Source organism: Mariniflexile litorale (genome assembly GCF_031128465.2).
Lineage (GTDB): Bacteria > Bacteroidota > Bacteroidia > Flavobacteriales > Flavobacteriaceae > Mariniflexile > Mariniflexile litorale.
Window position 1 is genome coordinate 1,938,085 of record NZ_CP155618.1, and the last position, 23,848, is coordinate 1,961,932.

At 33.4% G+C, this 23,848-nt stretch carries 16 protein-coding genes; 8 read left to right on the forward strand and 8 right to left on the reverse strand.

Annotation, left to right across the window (positions count from 1 at the left end; all coding sequences use genetic code 11):
* Positions 1 to 16: 16 nt before the first annotated feature.
* The 6 genes from QLS71_RS08150 to gltB form a co-directional block, all read right to left on the reverse strand.
* Positions 17 to 646, reverse strand: coding sequence for a carbonic anhydrase family protein (locus tag QLS71_RS08150; RefSeq protein WP_308993222.1), 630 nt, complete (start codon positions 644 to 646; stop codon positions 17 to 19).
* Between the two features lie 35 nt (positions 647 to 681).
* Positions 682 to 1,506, reverse strand: a complete 825-nt coding sequence (locus QLS71_RS08155) for a universal stress protein (RefSeq protein WP_308993221.1) — start codon at positions 1,504 to 1,506, stop codon at positions 682 to 684.
* Positions 1,507 to 1,512: 6 nt separating this feature from the next.
* Positions 1,513 to 3,105, reverse strand: coding sequence for a SulP family inorganic anion transporter (locus tag QLS71_RS08160; protein ID WP_308993220.1), 1,593 nt, complete (start codon positions 3,103 to 3,105; stop codon positions 1,513 to 1,515).
* Positions 3,106 to 3,193: 88 nt separating this feature from the next.
* Positions 3,194 to 3,448: a hypothetical protein gene (locus tag QLS71_RS08165; protein ID WP_308993219.1), complete on the reverse strand. Its 255-nt coding sequence runs from the start codon at positions 3,446 to 3,448 to the stop codon at positions 3,194 to 3,196.
* A gap of 231 nt (positions 3,449 to 3,679) precedes the next feature.
* Positions 3,680 to 5,143, reverse strand: coding sequence for a glutamate synthase subunit beta (locus QLS71_RS08170; RefSeq protein WP_308993218.1), 1,464 nt, complete (start codon positions 5,141 to 5,143; stop codon positions 3,680 to 3,682).
* 4 nt (positions 5,144 to 5,147) lie between these two features.
* Positions 5,148 to 9,662 carry a glutamate synthase large subunit gene (gene gltB / locus QLS71_RS08175; RefSeq protein WP_308993217.1) on the reverse strand — a complete coding sequence of 1,505 codons (4,515 nt, stop codon included), beginning with the start codon at positions 9,660 to 9,662 and terminating at the stop codon, positions 5,148 to 5,150.
* Between the two features lie 461 nt (positions 9,663 to 10,123).
* Between gltB and QLS71_RS08180 the strand changes: the two genes are divergently transcribed.
* The 5 genes from QLS71_RS08180 (at position 10,124) to QLS71_RS08200 (ending at position 15,101) form a co-directional block, all read left to right on the forward strand.
* The gene (locus QLS71_RS08180) at positions 10,124 to 11,113 is read left to right on the forward strand and encodes an outer membrane beta-barrel protein (RefSeq protein WP_308993216.1); all 990 of its coding nucleotides are present in this window, start codon (positions 10,124 to 10,126) and stop codon (positions 11,111 to 11,113) included.
* A 101-nt stretch (positions 11,114 to 11,214) separates the two neighbouring features.
* Positions 11,215 to 12,516: an ammonium transporter gene (locus tag QLS71_RS08185; RefSeq protein WP_308993215.1), complete on the forward strand. Its 1,302-nt coding sequence runs from the start codon at positions 11,215 to 11,217 to the stop codon at positions 12,514 to 12,516.
* A gap of 492 nt (positions 12,517 to 13,008) precedes the next feature.
* On the forward strand, positions 13,009 to 13,347 hold the full coding sequence (locus QLS71_RS08190; RefSeq protein WP_308993214.1) for a P-II family nitrogen regulator: 339 nt from the start codon (positions 13,009 to 13,011) through the stop codon (positions 13,345 to 13,347).
* A gap of 30 nt (positions 13,348 to 13,377) precedes the next feature.
* Complete coding sequence (locus tag QLS71_RS08195) at positions 13,378 to 14,610, forward strand: ammonium transporter (protein ID WP_308993213.1); 1,233 nt, start codon at positions 13,378 to 13,380, stop codon at positions 14,608 to 14,610.
* A 152-nt stretch (positions 14,611 to 14,762) separates the two neighbouring features.
* Positions 14,763 to 15,101 carry a P-II family nitrogen regulator gene (locus QLS71_RS08200; protein ID WP_308993212.1) on the forward strand — a complete coding sequence of 113 codons (339 nt, stop codon included), beginning with the start codon at positions 14,763 to 14,765 and terminating at the stop codon, positions 15,099 to 15,101.
* A gap of 99 nt (positions 15,102 to 15,200) precedes the next feature.
* Here QLS71_RS08200 and QLS71_RS08205 read toward each other — a convergent pair whose 3' ends face one another.
* Complete coding sequence (locus QLS71_RS08205) at positions 15,201 to 17,789, reverse strand: phosphoenolpyruvate carboxylase (RefSeq protein ID WP_308993211.1); 2,589 nt, start codon at positions 17,787 to 17,789, stop codon at positions 15,201 to 15,203.
* A gap of 363 nt (positions 17,790 to 18,152) precedes the next feature.
* Between QLS71_RS08205 and QLS71_RS08210 the strand changes: the two genes are divergently transcribed.
* From QLS71_RS08210 to nadB, 3 genes are all read left to right on the forward strand, one after another.
* Entirely contained in the window at positions 18,153 to 19,982 is a 1,830-nt protein-coding gene (locus QLS71_RS08210; protein WP_308993210.1) for a hypothetical protein, read from the forward strand.
* A 224-nt stretch (positions 19,983 to 20,206) separates the two neighbouring features.
* The gene (nadA, locus tag QLS71_RS08215) at positions 20,207 to 21,133 is read left to right on the forward strand and encodes a quinolinate synthase NadA (protein WP_308993209.1); all 927 of its coding nucleotides are present in this window, start codon (positions 20,207 to 20,209) and stop codon (positions 21,131 to 21,133) included.
* A gap of 2 nt (positions 21,134 to 21,135) precedes the next feature.
* Positions 21,136 to 22,695, forward strand: a complete 1,560-nt coding sequence (nadB, locus tag QLS71_RS08220) for an L-aspartate oxidase (RefSeq protein ID WP_308993208.1) — start codon at positions 21,136 to 21,138, stop codon at positions 22,693 to 22,695.
* Here nadB and QLS71_RS08225 read toward each other — a convergent pair.
* Positions 22,692 to 23,543 carry a response regulator gene (locus tag QLS71_RS08225; protein ID WP_308993207.1) on the reverse strand — a complete coding sequence of 284 codons (852 nt, stop codon included), beginning with the start codon at positions 23,541 to 23,543 and terminating at the stop codon, positions 22,692 to 22,694. The two genes, nadB and QLS71_RS08225, sit on opposite strands and share 4 nt — an antisense overlap.
* Positions 23,544 to 23,848: the final 305 nt, after the last annotated feature.

Below are 23,848 nucleotides of genomic sequence, written 5' to 3' on the forward strand. Positions count from 1 at the left end.
AATATGTTTATTCTTTTTATTCAAAAAATGCAACCTCGCCTGTATTAATATCATACATAGCTCCAACAATATCAATCTCATTATTGTCTTCCATTTCTTTTAAAACAGGGCTTTGTTTTCTAATGTTATTTATAGCAATGCTTACATTTTTTTCTGCAACATTATCAACAAAATCTATGTTTTTAGAATTTCTTAAGTTTTTATCTGTAGGTTCTGCCACAGCTTCAACTGCAGGCTTTATTTTAGCTAACATGCTTGTTAAATTGCCAAGTTTAGCATCGTCGCAAGCGCCTTTTATAGCGCCACAGCTAGTGTGACCTAGTACCACTATTAATTTTGTTCCTGCTAGTTTAGATGCAAACTCCATACTTCCTAAAATATCTTCGTTTACAAAGTTTCCAGCAATACGAACACTGAAAATATCACCTAAACCTTGATCGAAAACTAATTCGGCAGATACTCTAGAGTCAATACAGCTTAAAATAGTAGCGAAAGGAAATTGTCCTTCACTTGTATCATTTACTTGTTCTAATAAATTACGATTTGCTTTTAAATTGTTTTGAAATCTTTGATTTCCTTCTTTTAAATATTGTAATGCCTTTTGAGGGGTCATGGTTGATTGCGTTTCTCTTGTATGTGCTTTCATAATGTTATATTGTTTTAATTTTGTGTTTACTTATATTATAATGAATAATTTTGTTTTGCTGTTAATAGGAGCGAGACATTAAGTTTCTTAATTATAGACTTAACATCGTGTATTGTTTCTTTTGATTTATTTTTTGAATCGTTTTTCAATCTATCAACACACAATAGGTTAATGTTGTTTTTAGAAATGTAGTTTGATAAGTTATCAATAGCATTGTCATTTTCTTCAAATACATATTCTATAGTATTGATGTTTGTTGAAAAATTGGCTTTATTTAATACTTTCGATTTTTCAAGGATTTTAAACGATTTTATAGGTTCTTGGGTATGAGCCATTAAATCTTCAGCGAAAGTGCTATTAAGCATGGTTTCAATATTGTTCAACACACCTAATGATAGTTTTTCATTGGGTTCCAAAGTATTATGAGCATCTGCTATTAGAATAGTACCATTAAATTGTTTTAGAACAAATTGAATAATTTTATCGCCACCCAAATTTATTAGATTGTTCTTTTTCTTTCCTAAAACGATGATGTCTGGTTGTTTTTCTTTAATGTAATTACCTATTTCATGTTTAATATTCCCAAAAGCAAACGAATAATTTATGTTTATTTGATGATTCTCTGAAACAGCTTGGATGATCTCTTTTATTTTCTTATTGGTAGCAGTATAATCATGATTAATGGTACGAATTGCAGACAGTTGGTTATCTCTTTCGACAACATCTGAAGCACTTTTTACATAAAAGAAATCTACCTCGGCATCAATCATTTTAGCTAAACTAATGGTGCTTTTTAGCGTAGTGCTTGTCGATTTTTTTAAATCGGCAAGCACTAATATTTTATATTTATTTTTTTTCATGATAACTTAATTTAAACTTAAACTCGATTTTGGTCTCTCGTTAAAGAATTTGATAAAACTTGAAGGATTTTCTACAATACCGCGTTTTGAAACAAGTTTAATATCTATGTTTCGTTCTTCAGCTTTAAAGAGAAAATCTTCTAGAATCTCAATAATATCATTGTCTAAATATCTGGTTTTAATAAGATCCAATTCTAAATAGGTGTCTCTTGGTAAGCTTTCTAATTCCTTAAGAATAGCTCCTTTGTTAAAAAAAGTAACCTCTTCAGCAAGTGTCATTTTAATTTTATGTTTGCCATTGCTTTTGTCTTCAATATGAAGAAAATGTGAGTTTTGGTAGCTTTTAAGTAATATTACCACAATACCCACCATAAGTCCTAAACCAATACCAAAAAGCAAATCGGTAAATACAATTCCAACTACGGTTACTATAAACGGAATCCATTGTTTCCATCCTAGTCTGTACATTGTTTGAAATAAAGATGGTTTTGCCAATTTGAAACCAACAACTAAAAGGATAGCTGCTAAAACTGATAAAGGAATCATGTTAAGCAAGCGGGGGATTAAAATAACAGAGATTAAAAGAAGAAAACCGTGTAATATGGTAGATAATTTGCTTTTCCCACCAGATTGAATGTTTGCCGAACTTCTAACAATTACTTGTGTAATTGGTAAGCCACCAATTAATCCAGAAATGATATTACCTGTACCTTGTGCTAATAACTCACGATTTGTGGGTGTTACATTTTTATCGGGATCAATTTTGTCGGAAGCTTCTACACACAGCAAAGTTTCTAAACTTGCAACTAATGCAATAGTAAAAGCCGTAACCCAAACATCAACATTCGTTATGGCGGCAAAATTTGGAAAACTAAACTGGTTTAAAAAATCGGTAGCATTATCAGGGATTGGCACACTAACCATGTGTTTTTGTCCTATAGATAATAAGTCATGGTTTTGGGTTACAGTAAAAAAGATAATCCCTAAAACAACCACCACAAAGGGGCCTTGGATTAATTCGAATATTCTAGATTTTTTACTTAATACTTTATCCCAAAATATTATTAATAATAAACTAACAATACCAATTAAAGCAGCTCCAGGGTGTATATTGCCCAACATACTGAATAATTCTGAAAAGGTATTACCTCCATCAGTTTCAAAAAATTCAAGATCCCAAGCAGATTCTTCATCATAACCAAAAAAGTTTGGTATTTGTTTTAAAATGATGATGATACCAATACCCGTTAGCATGCCTTTTATAACAGAAGAAGGAAAGTAATAACCAATAACCCCTGCTTTTAAAACACCAAAAAGTAATTGAATGATACCACCTAATACCACGGCAACAAGAAAATTTTCGTAACCACCTAAAGTGCCTATAGCCGTTAAAACAATAGCGGCTAATCCAGCTGCAGGCCCACTAACACCAATTTTGGAACCACTTAAGCTTCCAACAACAATCCCTCCAATAATTCCAGCAATTAAGCCCGAAAACAAGGGTGCACCACTGGCTAAAGCAATACCCAAGCATAAGGGTAAAGCAACAAAAAATACAACGATACTTGCAGGCAAGTCGTTTTTAATAGTTTTGAACATATTATAATATTATTTCACTCTTGATTATTAAACCAAAAGTTATTAAACGTGATTAGTTGACTTTTAAAAAGTCAGAAATAAAGCGAAATTATAATATGATTTGCTCTGGAGGGGGGGAAATTAAATTGAGATGTGGTTTTGGATATTTTTTAAAACAAAACCCAAAGTGCTGAAGGTTTTTTAATGCATAATTACTAGCAAATTCATTACATTGTAAAGAAAAAGGGGATATAAGTTTTTTAACTTTGCCGTTTTCTTCTTCTTCTGCTAGTGAATAAAAAACTGATGTATCAATAGAATCATCTAATACAACAATTATTGATGGCGATACAATAAGTGCCATAAATAATGTTATAAAAAATATTGCTATTGCCTTTTTAACCATCAAAAATATATTGGAAAACAAATATAGTATTTAACATTTTCTATTATGTTAAATTAGTTTTAAAATGTTTTTAAAACTGGGTGATTTTGAGTTTTTTTAGTTGAAAAGACAAATGTTTGCAGATTTATTATATAAAAAACCCTTTACTAAGAATAGTAAAGGGTTTTTTATATAGTTTAATTTTGATATTTATAAAGCTACTAAATCGCCAGTTTCATTTTTAGAAGGTAAATCTGATTTACCCATTAAATAAATATCTACTTGACGTGCTGCTTCACGACCTTCCGAAATAGCCCAAACAATTAATGATTGCCCTCTGCGCATATCGCCAGCAGCAAATATGTTAGGGATGTTTGTTTGGTATTTACCGTATTCTGCTTTGTAGTTAGAACGGGCATCTTTTTCAAGACCTAATTTATCAGCAATAGTACTTTCTGGACCTGTAAAACCAAGGGCAAGTAATGCTAGATCACATGGCCATGTTTTTTCGGTTCCTGCAACTTCAATTAATTGAGGACGTTCTCCAGGAACCATTTTCCACTCTACGTTTACTGTTTTTAAAGCTGTTAATTTACCATTAGCATCTTTAATAAACTCTTTCGTATTTATTAACCAGTTACGTTCAACACCTTCTTCATGCGATGATGATGTTTTTAACTGCAATGGCCAAAAAGGCCAAGGCGTTGTAGGTGAACGATGTCCTGGTGGTTTTGGCATAATTTCGAAATTCACTACCGATTTTGCACCGTGACGGTTAGACGTTCCAACACAATCAGATCCTGTATCTCCACCACCAATTACAATAACATGCTTGTCCGTTGCTAAAACTTGGTCTTTAACCTCTTTACCAAATAACACCTTGGTTTGCTGGGTCAAGAAATCCATGGCTTGTACAACACCATCGGCATCGGCACCAGGAGTAGGTAAACCTCTTCTTTCGGTAGCACCACCACAAAGAACAACAGCATCAAATTTCTTTAAATCTTCTACGTCATAATTTACACCAACATTTACATTGGTTTTAAATATAATACCTTCCGCTTTTAAGATGGCAATTCTACGGTCTATAACACCCTTTTCCATTTTGAAATTAGGAATGCCATATCGTAATAAACCTCCAACTTCATCATCTCTCTCAAAAACGGTTACGGTATGTCCAGCTCTATTTAATTGTTGAGCAGCTGCTAAACCAGCAGGACCAGAGCCTACAATAGCAGTGGTTTTACCCGTTCTGATTTTTGGTGGTTGTGGTTTTATCCAACCTTCTTTAAAAGCACGCTCTACAATTTGTTTTTCGATATTTTCAATTGAAACGGGGTCTTCAATAATACCTAATACACACGATTTTTCGCAGGGTGCAGGACATAAACGGCCTGTGAACTCTGGGAAATTGTTGGTTGAATGCAATAACCATGAGGCTTTGTGCCATTCACCTTGGTGAACCATGTGGTTAAAATCTGGTATTAGATTACCAAGTGGGCAACCACTGTGGCAAAAAGGAATACCACAATCCATACAACGTGATCCTTGTTTTGTAATCTCCGCATCATTTAAAGGAACGGTAAATTCTTTATAATGTTTTATACGCTCTTTTGCAGGCGCATAACTTTCATCTTGTCTTTCAAATTCTTTAAATCCTGTTACTTTTCCCATGACATTATGCTATTGTTAGTTCTTCTACCATTTGTTCTTCAGTCTCTAAGCGTATTAATGCTTTTTTATATTCGGTAGGCATCACTTTTACAAAGTTTTTTAAACTAGTTTCCCAGTTTGCTAATAATTCTTTACCTCGGTTACTATTTGTGTACTGAACGTGGTTTTTAATTAATGCTTTCAAATCTTGAGCATCTTCATTTAAAACTTCTTCAAATTCTATAGTTTCGGTATTACATAAACCGTTTGTAAATTTGTTTTCAGGGTCGTATACATATGCGATACCACCACTCATACCTGCAGCAAAGTTTCTTCCAGTTTTACCAAGTACTACCACTTTACCCCCAGTCATGTATTCACAACCATGATCTCCAAGACCTTCTACAACAGTAATTGCTCCAGAGTTTCTAACAGCAAAACGTTCACCAGCAATTCCGTTAATATAAGCTTCACCTTGAATAGCACCGAATAAACAAACATTACCAACAATGATGTTGTTTTCTGCAATAAAATCGGCTTTTACAGGTTTTTTAATAATCAATTTAGCACCAGATAATCCTTTTCCTAAATAATCGTTGGTGTTTCCTTCTAAAGTAAATGTTAATCCATTTGCTCCAAAAGCTCCAAAACTTTGACCAGCAGATCCTGCAAAGTTTACATTAAGTGTATCTTCTGGTAAACCTAAATGGCCATATATTTTTGATATTTCATTACTAACTATAGCGCCCACAGTACGGTCTGTATTGTGTATGGGGTATACTAAAGTCATTTTCTCTTTTCTATATAAAGCGCGGTGAGAATCTTTTAAGATTGTAAAATCAAGAACGTCATCTAAATTATGGTCTTGTTTTTCAGTGTTTTTAACAGTCATAAGCTTATAAGCTTCTGGTCTGTGTAAAATAGCCGATAAATCTAAGCCTTTAGCTTTATAGTGGGTGATTGCTTTATTAGCGTTAATTTTATGAGTTTGACCAACCATTTCTGCAAGCGTTCTAAACCCTAATTGTGCCATAATACCTCTTAATTCTTCAGCAATATAGTAGAAGAAGTTAATAACGTGTTCTGGTGTGCCTTTAAAGTTTTTACGTAATTCTTTATCTTGAGTTGCAATCCCTACTGGACATGTATTTAAGTGACACTTACGCATCATAATACAACCAGAAGCTACAAGAGGAGCGGTTGCAAAACCAAATTCTTCTGCACCTAATAAGGCTGCAATAGCAACATCACGACCTGTTTTTAATTGGCCATCACATTCTACAACAATACGACTTCTTAGGTTGTTTAAAACCAACGTTTGCTGTGCTTCGGCTAAACCAAGTTCCCAAGGTAAGCCAGCATGTTTTAGTGATGTTAAAGGAGAAGCTCCTGTTCCACCATCATACCCAGCAATTAATACCACATCGGCTTTGGCTTTTGCTACCCCAGCAGCAATAGTACCCACACCAACTTCTGATACCAATTTTACATTGATTCTCGCTTCACGATTCGCGTTTTTTAAATCGAAAATTAATTGTGCTAAATCTTCAATGGAGTAAATATCGTGATGCGGTGGTGGCGAAATTAATCCTACGAACGGGGTGGAATTACGAACTGCAGCAATCCAAGGGTAAACTTTTTCTCCAGGTAATTGTCCACCTTCACCAGGCTTCGCTCCCTGAGCCATTTTTATTTGAATTTCCTTCGCGTTAGTTAAATAATGTGATGTTACTCCAAAACGACCAGAAGCTACTTGTTTAATAGCCGAGTTACGACTATCACCATTTAAATCTGGGTGGAAGCGTTTTCTATCTTCTCCACCTTCACCAGAGTTCGATTTACCACCAATACGGTTCATCGCAATGGCTAAGTTTTCGTGTGCTTCTCTAGAAATAGATCCGTAAGACATGGCGCCCGTTTTGAAACGTTTCACTATATCTGTCCATGGTTCTACTTCTTCTAAAGGAATTGGGTCTAATTTATCAAATTCGAATAACCCACGAATGGTCATTAAATTTTCAGCCTGTTCGTTTATTGCTTTTGCATATACATCATAACTGGCTTGGTCACTTAACCTAACAGCTTGTTGTAATTTAGAAACCGTAGTTGGGTTAAACATATGGCGTTCACCATTACGTCTCCATCTATAGTCTCCACCAATATTTAAACCTAGACGTTTGTCTATTAAGTTGTCTGGATAGGCGTATTTATAACGCTCCGTAATTTCTTTTTCAATTTCATATAATCCGATACCTTCAATTCTAGAAGCTGTATATGGGAAGTATTTTTCAACAAACTGAGAACTGAAACCAACTATTTCGAAAATTTGAGAACCTCTATATGAATGAAGTGTAGAGATTCCAATTTTATTCATGACTTTTAAAATACCAGAACCAATAGCTTTGTTGAAGTTATTAACCGCTTTTTGTTCATCCATACCTGTGATGAAGCCTTCTTTTACTTGTGATCTAATAATTTCATTTACCATATATGGATTAATAGCACTAGCGCCATAACCAAACAAGGTAGCAAAATGATGTGGTTCACGTGGTTCTGCCGATTCTATAATGATATCGAAATAAGAACGCTTACGTAAACGGTTCATTTGATGATTTACATAAGAACAAGCTAATAGAGCAGGTATAGGTGCAAATTCTTTATTAACACCTCTATCCGATAAAATGATGATGTTTGCGCCTTTATCAAGAGCTTTAGAAACTTGAATAATCATATTTTCTAAAGCATCTTCTAGACCGTTAAGACCTTGTGCTTTTGGATATAAAATATGAATAGTTTCTGCTTTAAATCCTTCTATTGATATGCTTCTTATTTTTTCTAAATCGTCATTAGAAATAACAGGGTTTTGAATTCTTAATTTTCTACACTGTCTTTCTGTAATGCTGAAAATGTTTCTATCTTTTCCAAGATTTAAACTAATATCTGTTACAATTTCTTCTCGGATACCATCTAAAGGAGGGTTGGTAACTTGGGCGAATAATTGTTTGAAATAATTTGAAATTAATTGCGGTCTGTCGGATAATACAGCCAAAGGTGTATCAATACCCATAGAACCTAAAGCTTCTTTTCCCGCAACTGCCATAGGTGTAATAACCTCTTGTATATCTTCGAACGTATAATTAAATAAACGTTGTCTTGTTTTGATATCAATGGTTTCTATCGGGCAAGTTTCGTTGGTGTAAGGCACATCTTTTAAATGTAAGCGTGTTTCATCTAACCATTTTTTGTAAGGTCTTTCAGAAACAATTTTACTTTTAATCTCCTCATCTTCAATAATTCGCCCTTTGTTCATGTCTACCAAGAACATTTTTCCTGGCTCTAATCTACCATGTCTTTCTACATCTTCTGGAGCAATTTCTACCACACCAATTTCCGAAGCCATAATTAATTTACCACTTTTGGTAATGGTATATCTTGAAGGTCTTAAGCCATTTCTATCAAGTAAAGCACCGATATAATCACCATCTGTAAATGGTACCGATGCAGGACCATCCCAAGCTTCCATAATACAAGCATTGTATTCGTAAAATGCTTTACGTTCTGGAGACATGGTTTGGTGTTTTTCCCATGCTTCTGGAATCATCATCATCATAATTTCTGGTAAAGACCTGTCGGTATGAGTTAACAACTCAACCACCATATCCATAGAAGCAGAATCTGATTTTCCTGGTAATATAATTGGAAATAATTTTTCTATTTGAGGTCCGAAAACGTCACTTTTCATAATTTCTTCACGCACACGCATTCTACTTACGTTACCACGAAGGGTGTTTATCTCACCATTTTGACACATAAAACGGAACGGTTGTGCTAGTTCCCAGGTAGGCATCGTGTTGGTAGAGAAGCGTTGGTGAACTAGTGCTAAACGCGTTACCAAATCTATTTGTTGTAAATCGGTATAATAAGGCCCAATATCTTCAGGCATGATAATACCTTTATAAATAAGAGTTGTTGTAGATAAACTTGGTAAATAAAAATAACCACTTTCAGAAATTTTAGATTTTCTAATAGCATGTTCTGTAATTTTACGGGCAGCAAATAATTTAGCTTTAAAAACAGCTTCAGTTATATCTTCTGTTTTTCCAATAAAAATTTGTTCTATATTAGGCTCTGAAGCCAATGCAATTTCTCCTAATTGAGTAGAATCTACAGGTACGTGACGCCATCCTAGTATAGAAAGGCCTTGTTCTTTTATCTCTTTTTCAAAAGTATCTTTGCAAAATTGATATTGGTTAGGTACTTTGGGTAAAAATACCATACCTACAGCGTATTCTCTTTGTTCAGGAAGATTAAAACTACATACGCGTTTAAAATAATCGTGAGGAATATCAATTAACAAACCAGCCCCATCCCCGGTTTTTCCATCAGCACTTACACCACCTCGGTGCTCTAACTTTACTAGAATTTCTAACGCATCGTGAATAATTTGATTTGTTTTCTCTCCTTTAAGATTACAAATAAAACCTGCACCACAATTTTCGTGTTCGAATTCAGGTAAATACATTCCTTGTTTCTTCAGCATAATCAACAAATATTGGTTTAAAAATTTGAGTTGAGACGCTAAGATATAACCTTGTTCTTGAATAACAATAGGGGGTAATTCATTATTTCGATTTTAGAAGCGAAGTTTGACTAAAAATAATTATATGTTAATAATAAAGACATTTTTTATTAAATACTCAACACCTATTATTATAGAATAATGTGAATTACTGAAATTATGCTAATAATAATTCGCTTTAACAAAAATAAAACCATTAAAAATTAGAAAATACTGACGATAATACAATTAAACCATTTAACAAAAAATCAAAAAAGATCAAAAAACACAACACACCCTATAAAAAATAGGGTTAAAAATGAAATATTCGTAAAAATAAATCAAACACCCCTATTTTTAATGGGGGTTAAGTTTTTTTATATAGTTTTGAAGCATTCTTAAGGAACATAACTAATAAATCAATAACTTAAAATTTAAACATTATGAAAAAATTAATAACTCTTTCAATGCTTTTTATGGCTACGGTAGTAATTGGTCAAGAAGAAACTCCTACTAAAAAAGTAAGCATAGGCGGTAGTGTAGATGCATACTATCAAACTTACTTGACAGCTCCCGATAATATTGGAGCTTCTTTTGGTTCTTCTTTTGCCGAACAAACTGGATTCGCTTTAGGTATGGCAAATATTATTGCCACATATGAAGGAGAAACAACAGGTGCTGTTGCAGATTTAGCATTTGGGCCTAGAGGTGTAGGTGCTGTTGGTGGAGATGAAAGTATTTTTATAAATCAATTATATGCTTACTGGAATGTATCAGAAAGCACTAAATTAACCATGGGTCGTTTTAATACGTTTTTAGGATATGAGGTTATATCTCCTGTAGCTAATTTTAATTACAGTACTTCTTATTTGTTTTCCAATGGACCATTTTCTCATGTGGGTTTAAAAGCTGATTTTGCTTTATCTGATGATTTTAGTCTAATGTTAGCCGTTATGAATGAGACTGATGTTAATAATAATATGTCTGGTGATTATTCACTAGGAGCTCAATTTGGATATGCTGGACAATTCTTAAATTTTTACTATGCGAATGTAGGCCTTGGTTTTGAAGTAGATTACACAGGTGGGTTTGATTTGTCCGATTCTTTCTTCTTAGGTATCAATGCTGCTTATGCTGACAATGATGGTGAAGGATTTATGGGAGCTGCGCTTTATCCACAAGTAGCTACCTCTGATAATTTTTCAATTGGTTTAAGAGGTGAATTTTTTGACTGGTTAAGTGATGCAGATTCTAGTGTAGATGATCAAGATGTTTTTGCTGTTACTTTAACAGGAAGTTATACTCTTGAAAACTTAATAATCAAACCAGAATTACGTTTAGATAGTAATTCTCAAGAAGTATATTCAGATAATGACTTAGCTCCTACTAAAAGCTTAGCCGCTTTTACTTTGGCTGCTATTTACTCTTTCTAAGAATGAAATAAAACACAACAATCAAATAAAGAAAATAAAGCAATTCAACATTAAATTGTATTGCTTTATTTTCTCTAACTAACCCTTAAAACTTTTTATTTATGTCAATATTTAACATGCCCCTTATAATTCAAGATGCCACAGCTGTTGAAGTCCTTGCAGAATCTGTGAAAGGCGACATGGGAATGCTTTGGATGCTTATATCTGGTATTTTAGTATTCTTTATGCAAGCAGGATTTTTCTTGGTAGAATCTGGAATGACTGATTCTAAAAATGCGGTTAACATCGCCATGAAAAATTTCCTAGACATCGCAGTAGGCTCACTAGCCTTCTGGTTTATTGGATATTCATTAATGTATGGCGCTGATGCCTCAGGTGGTTTCTTACACTGGGGAGGTTTTACCTTTTCTCAAGGTGCTGCCGATTTATTCTTTCAAACTGTATTTGCTGCTACTGCTGCTACCATCGTGTCTGGAGCTATTGCAGGTAGAACAAAGTATACAACCTATGCTATTTTTAGTATCATCATGACGGCTCTTATCTATCCAATCGCTGGTGGATGGGAATGGAATGGTGGATGGCTAAACAATACAGATATTATGCCTGCTGAATTTATCGATTTCGCTGGATCTTCAATTGTTCACTCTGTAGGTGGATGGGCTGCATTAGTTGCTGCTTGGATGGTTGGTCCTAGAATTGGTAAATACTTAAACGGTAAACCAATTGAAATGCACGGTCACAATCAAATGTATGCTACTTTAGGTGTATTTATCCTTTGGTTAGGATGGTTTGGTTTTAATGGTGGTTCTCAATTAGCTTGGGGTGGTGCGGATTCTGATGCTGCTTCTCAAGTAGTACTTGTTACCAATTTAGCTGCTTCAGCTGGAGCTTTAGGAGCTTTGTTGTTTACTTGGTTTAAAAATGGAAAACCAAACTTAGGTATGACATTAAATGGTGCACTTGCTGGTCTTGTAAGTATTACTGCTGGTTGTGGAAACATGACAGAAGGTGGTGCAGTTTTAGCTGGTCTAGTAGGTGGATTACTTGTAGTATTATCTATAGGATTTGTAGAAAAAACATTAAAAGTTGATGATGCTGTAGGTGCTATTTCTGTACACGGTGTAGCTGGCGCTTGGGGAACCTTAGTTATAGGTCTTTGGGGTGTTGATGGCGATGCTGGTATAGGATTATTTAATGGTGGAGGCGCTGCTCAATTAGGAGCTCAAGCTATTGGAGTTTTAGCTTATGCCGTATGGTCTATAGGTCTTTCTTACATCTTCTTACTTATTTTGAAAAAGACTATTGGCTTAAGAGTTTCTGAAGCTGAGGAAATAGCTGGACTAGACATTTCCGAACACGGTTCTTTAGCTTACCCTGGTAAGAGACAAAGAGAAATAGATTAAATTTTAAAAATAAAAAATCAAAAAGAGGCTGTTTGAAAAGTGTTATTCTGAGTCATATTGAGCCTGTCGAAATATTCAAACTTACTGATAATCCATATCAGTTTCGACAAGATCAACCTGACAAAGTAAATAAAATACACTTTTCAGATAGCCTCTTTTTAGATTTATGAAACTAAAATTATTTAGAAAACTTTATTGAATTGGATTATATCCTAATTATAAAAAATTGAAGCCATTATTAAAAAATATAAATTTTGAGTAGTCAACTTAATATTCAAGAATATAGCGTGGAATCATATTCATATTTTAAGCTAAACGATATAACTAATATCAATATTTAATAATTAAATTGATTTTTATTAAAAGTATCCCTAAATTTTTAGGGGTACTTTTGTTTTTTTATCATTTATTACAACATACACCCTTTCATTTTGCCCCCTTTGTTAAATTATTTTCTATTTTTGTGTTTTCAACTTTAAAATTTTATTACAAATGAAGAAAATTGAAGCAATTATTAGAAAATCTAAATATCGTGTAGTTAAAGAAGCTTTACATGAAATTGGTGTAAATTTTTTCTCCTACTGGGATGTTACTGGTATTGGAAATGAAAAAGAAGGACATGTTTACCGTGGCGTATCTTATAGCACAAGCGATATTCAACGCAGGCATTTAGCCATTGTAGTAAATGATGATTTTGAAGAAGTAACTGTACAAGCCATTCTTAAATCTGCTGGCACAGGTGAAGTTGGAGATGGTAAAATTTTTGTATCTGATATCAATAATTGCTACCGAATTAGGACTGGAGAAAAAGGTGGAGACACTTTAAAATAATAATCATCTAAACAAAACAATAAACATATTATGGAATTACTTACAACAAATAATGTATGGATGATGATCTGTACAGCACTTGTGTTTTTTATGCACTTAGGGTTCTCTCTTTTAGAAATAGGATTAACGAGACAAAAGAACACGATTAATATTTTATTTAAAAACATTTTTATAATAACCATTGGGTTGCTTCTTTATTGTGTAGTAGGATTTAATTTAATGTATCCAGGAGATTTTAACGGATTTTTAGGTTTTGCTGGATTTGGTTTGGATTCGCCATTAACAGCTGAAGGTGTATTAGATTTAACATATAACGAGGGTTATACGTATTGGACAGACTTCTTATTCCAAGGTATGTTTGCTGCTACTGCTGCTACCATTGTTTCTGGTGCGGTTGCAGAGCGTATTAAAATTGTACCATTCATGATTTTTACAGTAATTTATGTAGGGTTCGTTTACCCAATTGCTGGATCTTGGAAATGGGGTGGTGGATTTTTACAAACTTTAGAAACTCCTTTTTATGATTTTGCAGGTTCTACCTTAGTACACTCTGTTGGTGGATGGGCAGCTGTTGTTGCTGTTTGCTTATTAGGCCCTCGTATTGGTAAATTTAAAGAAGGAAAACCACAAGCAATTCCTGGACATAACATTCCATTAGCAACTACTGGGGTTTTAATTTTATGGTTAGGATGGTTCGGATTTAATGGAGGTTCTGTGCTTTCTGCAGATCCAGGATTAACATCATTAACGCTTGTAACTACATGTTTAGCAGCTGCGGCTGGTGGTGTAGTAGCTATGTTAGTTTCTACAGCTATGTACAAAAACTTAGATTTAACGATGTTCTTAAATGGTATCTTAGGGGGTTTAGTTGGTATTACTGCAGGAGCTGACCAAATGAGTCCAACCGATGCTATTTTAATAGGTGCTATTGCTGGTGCTCTAATAGTTTTTGCTGTGTCTTTTATTGATAAATTAAAATTAGACGATCCAGTTGGTGCTATTGCAGTTCACTTAGTATGCGGTATTTGGGGAACTTTAGCAGTAGGTATTTTTGGAGATTTAGCAGGTGTAGATCAGTTTATTAGCCAATTAATTGGTGTTGGTGCTTATGCTGTATTCTGTATAGTAACTGCATTTATTATCATTTTTACACTTAAGAAAACGGTGGGAATACGTGTTTCTGAAAAAGAAGAATTAGAAGGATTGGATGCACACGAACATGGTATGGATGCATATCCAGACTTTAGATTGAATGAGCATTAATATATATAAGTATTATAAATAATACATTATTGAAAAGAGGAGTTTTACTATTTTAGTAAAACTCCTCTTTTTTTTATGCTATAAATAGAAGAGCATAAAAATACTGCCAATATTTTCTTTAATTTTGATGTAAACTATTAAATAGAGTTATTATGAAGAAGATTGAAGCAATTATTAGAAAATCTAAATATCGCGTAGTAAAAGAAGCTTTACACGAAGTAGGAGTAAATTTTTTCTCTTATTGGGATGTTACAGGCATTGGAAATGAAACACAAGGACATGTATATAGAGGAGTGTCTTATAGCACCAGTGATATTCAACGTAGGTATTTGTCCATTGTTGTAAATGATGATTTTGAAGAAGCAACCATACAGGCAATTCTTAAATCGGCAGCAACTGGCGATGTGGGTGATGGAAAAATATTTGTGTCGGATATAAAAGAAACTTACAGAATACGAACCAGAGAAAAAGGCGGTGATACTTTAAGGTAATAAGTTATTCCTAATTTAATAAGCTTCGAAATAAAACAAAAAAGGCTGTCTTGATTTTCAGGACAGCCTTTTTCTTATATATATAATTCTATATTTAATTTACGCAGAATTTCTACTGGCATTAATATTTCCAAAAAGAGAACGTGTTACAATCTTCTCAAATATTTTAATTTGATCAACGTCTTTAACTTCTTCTTTTTCTAATTCTTGAATTTTCTTAAGTGCATACTGTTGTATAGTAAGCAATGGTAAAACAATAGATTCTCTAACTTCAATAGAGGCTCTTCCAGAAGGTTCATTTTCCATTAATTGCTTATACCCTGTAAGTTTTAATAATAAGCTTTTTGTTGTAATATATTCATCGTGAATAATATTCCAAAACGCACCAAACTCTTCGTCTTTAGACATGTATTTGGTTAAATCGAAAAATGATTTGGTTAAACTCATCATGCTGTTTTCCAACAAGGTTTTAAAGAATTTAGAATTATTGTAAAGTGCTTCCACTTTATGAAACTCTCCTTTTTCTTCATACTTTTTCAATGCTGTTCCAACACCAAAAAATCCAGGAACGTTTTGTTTTAATTGGCTCCAAGATCCTACAAAAGGAATGGCTCTTAAATCTGAAAACACTAGCTTATCTGAAGTACCTCTTTTCGATGGTCTACTTCCAATATTGGTTTTAGCATAATATTTTAAAGTACTCATTCTTTCTAAATACGGAATGAACATGGCATGACTTTTAAAGTCTTTATAAGCTACATAGCTAGTTTCAGCTAAATCGTTCATTACAGTTCTATCTTCATCAGCTAGTTCATGTTTTTCTTTCCCTAGGCGGTTAAACATCCCAGAACTAATAAGTTGTTCTAAATTATATTGAGATGAATCTAGAGTTCCGAAATTAGAACTAATAGTTTGACCTTGTATAGTAAGCTGTACTTCTTTATCTTCAATTTTCGGGCCTAATGAAGCGTAAAATTGATGTGTTTTTCCACCACCTCTTGCTGGTGGTCCACCACGTCCGTCAAAAAATATGGCAGTGATACCGTATTTTCTAGACATTTCAGTAAGCATTTCTTTAGCAGTATAAATACCCCAGTTAGCCATTAAATAACCACCGTCTTTCGTTCCATCAGAGAAACCAAGCATGATTGTTTGTTTGTTGCCACGAGCTTTTAAATGTGCCATATACGCTGGGTTGGTATATAATTGCTCCATAACTCCAGGCGCATTTTCTAAATCGGTTATGGTTTCAAAAAGAGGAACAACATCAACAGGTAATTCTTCTTTAAAGGCTACAATTTTAAGCATCGCAAAAAGTTGCATCATGTTTAAAGCTGTTTGGTTGTTACTAATTATATATCTATTAGCACCACGCTCGCCGTTGCTTTCTTGTATGTCTTTAATAGCTTCAATAGTTTTTAAAGTATTGTAAACCATCTCATCTTCAAAAGCATTAATATCTACAGATACATTGCTGACTTCCGATAATATTTCAATTTGTTCAGCTTCAGATAAATCATGATAATTTTTTGGAAACGCGGGGTTTCCTGAACTAATGATATGATCTATTACCGTTGTAAAAACCGAATGGTGAATACGGCTGTCTTGTCTAATATCTAAAGTCGCAAAATTGTACCCGAATAAATGAATTCTGTTTATCAAACTGTTAATTTCGGAAACGTATAATGATTGATGTTCTTTTTCAACAACGCTTCTAATATCTAATAACTCCTTAAGTAATTCTTTTGCAGTTATAGCTTCGGGATAGCTTAAGTTGATGCTATAGTTGTATAGAATAGTTTCCAAACGGATAATACGCTCTTCAACCCCTCTAAAAGTAAGTTTGCGTCTTAAATTTTTTAAGTCAGCATAATATTTTTTTAAGATGGCTTGTTTAAGCTTTTTCGCTACACGCAGCGTGGTATCTGGTTTCACAAAAGGGTTTCCATCACGGTCGCCTCCTGGCCAAAAACCTATATTAATTATTTCGTTGTGTTTTTTACCATCATCATAAATGTTTTGTTGGATGTAATTATAAATTTCACCAAAAGACTGATAGAAAACATTTTCTAAATACCATATTAAACTTTTGGCCTCATCATAAGGTGTTGGCTTTTCGTGTTTAAAGAAAGGTGTTTTTCCTAATTGTGCAAATAGATTGTTGATTTCAGATAAGTTATTTTTTTTAATAGCATCTGTTAAATCAGTAATAATTCCAAGTACAGAACCTGGGTAGAATTGAGTTGGATGCGCCGTTAAGACGATACGTACTTTAAACTCTTCAAGGTAATTTTGTAGCGCTTCTAAGTTGTTGTTAGAAACAGCAGATTCTTTAAGATTTCTTAAAGTACCAATACCTTCCATATTGTTTACAATGGGAAAAGCAGCGTCTTCAACAGCATCAAACAAAACCACTTGGCGTTCTATATATTGTATGAATCTAAAAAGTAGATTTATTTGGCTCTCTTTCGAGCGTCTTCCTTGGTATTTTTTAAAAAAAGAGTCTACTATAGTGGTTGGATCGTCTCCATTTTTAAACCCTTTTTCGCAGGTTTCATGAAATAAAGGGAGTAATGCTCCAGTTTTAGTAACAGCATCAAAAGGTAAGGTCATAAATATACTATTGTATATTTGGTATTTAGATAGCACGTTTTGTTTAAACCGTGTTAATTTTGGCTCTACAGACATATGAAAGATAGTTCTTTTGAAAATTAACCATAAAAGTACGGAAGCTTTAATGAAAGAAAGGCGTCTTGCCGAAATTTTATTGATTTTTCTAGTTTATCAAATTCAAATTGTGAATAATTAAATAAATTGTTTACTTAATAAGAATCTTAATAATTGTGTTTTTGATGTTAACCACTTATAAATAAATTTAAGTCGCTTTCTTTTCACTTAAATTAAGTTTAAATCATGACAAATATCATGTTTTAAGCACTCATCAATTGATACCTTCGTCGCTTTTAAGTTTTAAAATCAACAAAAATAAGCGTATTCAATGTTACTATAATAGAGAAAATAGTTCATGCGCTTGTCCTAAAATAAAAACACATGAAAAAAGTACATTCATTTCATATCCCAGTCATGGGAATTGGTTTTACAATAGATTCACCTCTAAAGGTGGCTCAATACGGTATTGATTCTGTAATTTCTTTGGTAGATGATATCTTGCTAGAAAAATTAAGAAAAATGTATAGCGAAAAATTCGAAATTCCATATACCGAAATAACCGATAAAATTGACGATTTTCGAGCAAAACGTATTACATCTTACTTAGATATGATGAGCGATTTAGTCGATAAAAAATTTGAAGCTTTAAAAAATGGAGCTGTTGAAAAAGGTGAAGAATTAAAAGCTTACATAAGCATGCTGCCATCAAGCTCTACTATAAGACATGAGTTCAACAAGCTAACAGAAAAAGGATTTAACATTTCGGAATTAAAAAAATGGGCGTCACAAAATCTAACAAAAGGAAGTATTGACGTTAATATCATGACGAAAGTTGACAAAGACAACTATATTAAAAACGAAAAGTTGCCTATTGAATATAACGATGCGCATGCTGCTTTGCGGGGGTTTGCTAATAGCAAATTAAAATCGTCCGTAGTGTTATCGGCAGGAATGAACCCTAGACTGTATGCATATATGAGTCAGTTTAATGATTTTTATCCTAATGAAGAAGGTTCCTTTGAAAAGAAAATCATCTTAAAAGTGAGCGATTATAGATCAGCATTAATACAAGGTAAATTCTTAGCAAAAAAAGGCTTGTGGGTGTCAGAATACCGAATAGAATCTGGTCTAAACTGTGGAGGACATGCTTTTGCAACCGATGGGAATCTATTAGGTCCTGTTTTAGCAGAATTTAAAGAAAAAAGAGAAGAGTTAAGAGCTTCTATAGAAACTATTATAAATCAAGAATTAATAAATCAAGGTCGCACTGTTTCAAAAACACCTTTAAATTTAAAAATTTCGGCTCAAGGAGGTGTTGGTACGTATGAAGAGCATGAATTTATGCTTAATGAATATCAATTAGATGCTGTGGGTTGGGGAACGCCTTTTTTATTAGTGCCAGAAGCAACAACGGTTGATGAGAAAACCATGAATAAATTGATGCTTGCAAAAGAAGAAGACTTGTATTTAAGTAATATTTCGCCATTAGGAGTGCCATTTAACAATCTAAGATCTAACACCAAAGATTTAGAAAAAGAAACGCTAATTAATAAAGGCCGACCAGGAAGTTCGTGTCCTAAAAAATTTATAGCTTTAAATAAAGAGTTTAAAGAAACAGGTATTTGTACGGCATCTAGAGAATATCAATATTTAAAAATAAAAGAATTAGACGAGGCTGGTTTACCTTTGAACGATTATCAAAAAGCGTTTAATAAAATAACAGAAAAGTCCTGCGCTTGTGTGGGTTTAGGTACCTCAGCATTGTTGGCTTATAATTTAGATACTAAGGTTGAAGGCAGTGGTGTCTCAATTTGCCCTGGACCCAATATGGCGTATTATTCACACATTATGAGTTTAAAGAATATGACCGATCATATTTATGGAAGAGACTCTATGATTTCTAGAACCGATCGTCCGAACGTGTTTATTAAAGAACTCTCCATTTATATCAATTATTTAAAGGGTAAGTTCGAGGATGTAAAAACGAACATGACCCATAAAGAGGAAAAATACCTATTAACCTTTACTAGCAATTTGAAAGAAGGTATTATTTATTACAAAACGATGTTTAACCAGTTAAAAAACACCTTCCAAGATGTAAAAGAAGACGTGTTACATGCGTTAGATACTAGTGAAAAAACATTAAGTTTAATTGGTTTAGAAATCCAAGATGCCTCCATTCAAAACCTAAAGAATCAAGTTGCAGTTTAGTTGTTTTATTTCCTATATTTAAACTCATTTTTCTTTTTTAATAAATAAATAAGCTTTTGTTTATAAAGAATTTAAAGAATTGATAAAAACATAACGTCTCGTTAATTCTAGTTCATTTTTTTAAGTAATCTCAGTTCAATACAATTTTAATTAAGATATTTGTAAAATAATTGAATTGCATAAGAAGCTTTTCTTGTGTAAAATGTTGAAGATTAATAGAAGTCATGGACTTAGTAAAAGAAATAAAGCGTTTAAAAGAAGAGAAAAATGCGGTTATACTGGCGCATTATTATCAAGTAGCAGAAATACAAGATATTGCCGATTATGTTGGCGATAGTTTACAGCTATCACAAAAAGCGGCCGAAACCGATGCAGACATCATTGTTTTTGCAGGTGTTCACTTTATGGCAGAAACTGCTAAAATATTAAACCCATCTAAAATGGTGGTGTTGCCCGATTTAAAAGCAGGTTGTTCTTTGGCCGATTCTTGTCCGCCAGAAGCTTTTGAGAAATTTACAAAAGCGCATCCAGATCATGTAGTAATTACTTATGTAAACTGTTCTGCCGAAATTAAAGCCTTAAGCGATATTGTTTGTACTTCTTCTAACGCCATTAAAATAGTGGAATCGGTGCCAAAAGACACCCCTATTATTTTTGCACCGGATAAAAATTTAGGACATTATGTTGCTAAGCAAACAGGTAGAGATTTATTGCTTTGGGACGGAAGTTGTATTGTACACGAAGCCTTTTCAATAGATAAATTAATTGAGTTACATAAAAAGTATCCTGATTATAAAATTATAGCACATCCCGAGTCTGAAGAACATATATTAAATACCGCAACTTATATTGGTTCTACTTCTGGGATGATAAATTTCGTTAAAACACATCCAGAAGAAAAATTTATTGTAGCTACCGAAGCTGGTATTTTACACAAAATGCAGTTAGAAATGCCCAACACCGAATTAATTCCTGCGCCTGCGGTTGAAGATAATACGTGTGCCTGTAGTGAATGCCATTTTATGAAAATGAACACGCTACAAAAACTATACGATTGTTTAAAAAACGAATCACCTCAAATAGAAGTGCCAGAACACATACGTGTACGTGCGTTATTACCTATTGAACGCATGTTAGAATTATCTAAATAAAAATGATTGAAACACATTATTTAGTAATTGGTTCGGGAATTGCCGGGTTAACTTTTTCGGTTAAAATAGCAGAAAAGTTTCCTAATAGAAATGTTGTAATTGTAACCAAAGCTAATGAGGACGAATCGAACACCAAGTATGCCCAGGGTGGTGTTGCAGTTGTTTTAGATACTGAAAAAGATTCTTTTAATAAGCATATTGAAGACACACTTATAGCAGGCGATGGCCTATGTGATGCTGAGGTGGTTAAAATGGTTATAGAAGAAGGTCCTAAACGATTAGAAGAACTTATGCTTTGGGGAGCCAATTTTGATTTGAATGCCAGTGGCGAATTCAATTTAGGAAAAGAAGGTGGTCATTCAGAATATCGTGTTGTACACCATAAAGATATAACTGGTTACGAGATAGAACGAGCACTACTTAAACGAGCACATCAATTACCAAATATTAGTATTTTACCTCATCATTTTGCCATAGATTTGGTTACCAATCACCACATCATCAATGATACTTCTGAGCAATTATATTGTTACGGAGCCTATGTATTCGATCAAAAAACGGATAAAATTTTCACTATTAAAGCAAATAGCACCCTTTTGGCGTCGGGTGGTATTGGTTGCGTTTATGGACATACTACCAACCCTATTATTGCAACAGGAGATGGTATTGCAATGGCTTATAGAGCCAAGGTGGAAATTAAAGACATGGAATTTGTACAATTTCATCCCACAGCCTTATATGAAGCTAAAGGCGAATCTTCTTTTTTAATCTCTGAAGCAGTAAGAGGTTTTGGTGCGTATTTAAGAAACAAATCAGGACACCGATTCATGTTAGATTATGATGAGCGTGCAGAACTAGCTTCACGCGATATTGTATCGCAAAGTATTGATAGTGAACTTAAAAAATCGGGTGAATCGCATGTATATTTAGATTGTACCCATTTAGATATGGACGCTTTCAAAAAGCACTTTCCAAATATCTATAACATATGTTTACAACATCATATTAAAATTGATACTGATTGGATTCCAGTAGTACCGGCATCGCATTACTTATGTGGTGGTATAGACGTGGATAAAAAAGGAAAAACGAGTATTGACAATTTGTTTGCTTGTGGGGAGTGTTCACGCACGGGATTGCATGGCGCTAATAGACTTGCGTCCAATTCATTATTAGAAGCTTTAGTATATGCGCATAATATTTTTAAATACCATAGTGAGAACGATTACAAACCAGTTGTGGTTAATATTCCAGATTGGAACGATGAAGGTACAACCATCCCCAAAGAACATATTTTAATACAGCATAATTTGAAACAAATGCAAGCGTTGATGCGCGATTATGTTGGCATTGTAAGAAGTAACAAACGTTTAAAACGTGCTATAAAACATTTAGATTTAATTCACAATGAAGTAGAAGAGTTGTATAAAGAATCTAAAATATCAACCTCGCTTTGTGAGTTGCGCAATATGGTTAACGTATCTCATTTAATTGTAGAGCAATCATTAAAAAGAAAAGAAAACAAAGGAGGTTATTACAATATTGATAATGTAAAGGATTAAGCTATTTTCAAACTTTTATCCTGGTCATCATCACCGCCTTTTTCTTCAAATTTACAAGCATATATTTTTTTATACAAAAGATCTCTGCTAATGGGTTTGGTCATATAATCATTCATTCCTAAGTCACAAACACGTTTTTTAGTTTCTTGCATAGCATCGGCCGTAACGGCTATAATAGGAATGGTATTTATTGCTTTACCTAATTCGCCGCTTCTAATAATGCGGGTTGCTTCATAACCATCCATAATGGGCATTTGCAAATCCATTAAAACCATATCATAAACATCTTTTTTTAAAGCATCAATAGCTTCTTGACCATTACTTGCAACTGCAAAACTTACTTTAGGAAATGTACTTAATATTTTTCGCATCACCATTTGGTTCATCTTGTTATCTTCAACAACAAGTATATGAATTGGTGTTTCGTTGCTAGTTTTAGATGCTTTGACATTGCGTTCTTTAGCAATACTTTTTACTGTTAAATCTATAAAAACATCGGTACCTTTATTAGGCTCGCTTTCAATAGTTATTGTACCACCAAATAGATGAACAACGTGCTTAACAATAGTAAGCCCTAAACCAATACCTCCAAATTGTCTTTTATGATCGAGTTTCATTTGGCTGAAACTATCAAAAATTGTGTCTTTTGCTTCGGGAGGAATGCCCACACCAGTATCTGAAATTTGAAATGAAAATCGGTATAAATCATTAGGCTGTTTTAAACAACTAAGTTTAAACAAAATACCGCCAGTTTCGGTATATTTTAAAGCATTCGATAACACATTGTTTACAATTTGAACAAAACGTTCGGCATCGGCATAAATGGTTGTCGGGATTTCAGGATCCATTTCAAATGTATAACCTAAACCTTTTCGTTCTGCTTCTGCTTTCCAATTGTTGCTTATTTGATTTAACTTTATAGAAGAATTAAAATCATCTGAGGATAATTGAAGTTCATTATTTTCAATTTTTTCAAAATCTATAATATCGTTAACGTTACTTAGTAAACTTAAAGAAGCATTTTTTATAATCTCGTAGGGTTTTCTGTTTTCGTTGTTTTGCTGTGTAGCTAATCACACACTTAATCGGTTAAAAATAAAAAAACTGTCTAAAAAATCTTTCAATATGTACTTTGACTTTTTGAACTTGTCCA

What these genes read in the sequence shown, in the direction of transcription:
- QLS71_RS08200 (WP_308993212.1), top strand. Translation starts at nt 14,763, where the DNA reads ATGAAGAAGATTGAAGCAATTATTAGAAAATCTAAATATCGCGTAGTA.
- QLS71_RS08225 (WP_308993207.1), bottom strand. Translation starts at nt 23,543, where the DNA reads ATGGATCCTGAAATCCCGACAACCATTTATGCCGATGCCGAACGTTTT.
- QLS71_RS08165 (WP_308993219.1), bottom strand. Translation starts at nt 3,448, where the DNA reads ATGGCACTTATTGTATCGCCATCAATAATTGTTGTATTAGATGATTCT.
- gltB (WP_308993217.1), bottom strand. Translation starts at nt 9,662, where the DNA reads ATGCTGAAGAAACAAGGAATGTATTTACCTGAATTCGAACACGAAAAT.
- QLS71_RS08195 (WP_308993213.1), top strand. Translation starts at nt 13,378, where the DNA reads ATGGAATTACTTACAACAAATAATGTATGGATGATGATCTGTACAGCA.
- QLS71_RS08160 (WP_308993220.1), bottom strand. Translation starts at nt 3,105, where the DNA reads ATGTTCAAAACTATTAAAAACGACTTGCCTGCAAGTATCGTTGTATTT.
- QLS71_RS08150 (WP_308993222.1), bottom strand. Translation starts at nt 646, where the DNA reads ATGAAAGCACATACAAGAGAAACGCAATCAACCATGACCCCTCAAAAG.
- QLS71_RS08210 (WP_308993210.1), top strand. Translation starts at nt 18,153, where the DNA reads ATGAAAAAAGTACATTCATTTCATATCCCAGTCATGGGAATTGGTTTT.
- QLS71_RS08180 (WP_308993216.1), top strand. Translation starts at nt 10,124, where the DNA reads ATGAAAAAATTAATAACTCTTTCAATGCTTTTTATGGCTACGGTAGTA.
- nadA (WP_308993209.1), top strand. Translation starts at nt 20,207, where the DNA reads ATGGACTTAGTAAAAGAAATAAAGCGTTTAAAAGAAGAGAAAAATGCG.
- nadB (WP_308993208.1), top strand. Translation starts at nt 21,136, where the DNA reads ATGATTGAAACACATTATTTAGTAATTGGTTCGGGAATTGCCGGGTTA.
- QLS71_RS08170 (WP_308993218.1), bottom strand. Translation starts at nt 5,143, where the DNA reads ATGGGAAAAGTAACAGGATTTAAAGAATTTGAAAGACAAGATGAAAGT.
- QLS71_RS08155 (WP_308993221.1), bottom strand. Translation starts at nt 1,506, where the DNA reads ATGAAAAAAAATAAATATAAAATATTAGTGCTTGCCGATTTAAAAAAA.
- QLS71_RS08205 (WP_308993211.1), bottom strand. Translation starts at nt 17,789, where the DNA reads ATGTCTGTAGAGCCAAAATTAACACGGTTTAAACAAAACGTGCTATCT.
- QLS71_RS08190 (WP_308993214.1), top strand. Translation starts at nt 13,009, where the DNA reads ATGAAGAAAATTGAAGCAATTATTAGAAAATCTAAATATCGTGTAGTT.
- QLS71_RS08185 (WP_308993215.1), top strand. Translation starts at nt 11,215, where the DNA reads ATGTCAATATTTAACATGCCCCTTATAATTCAAGATGCCACAGCTGTT.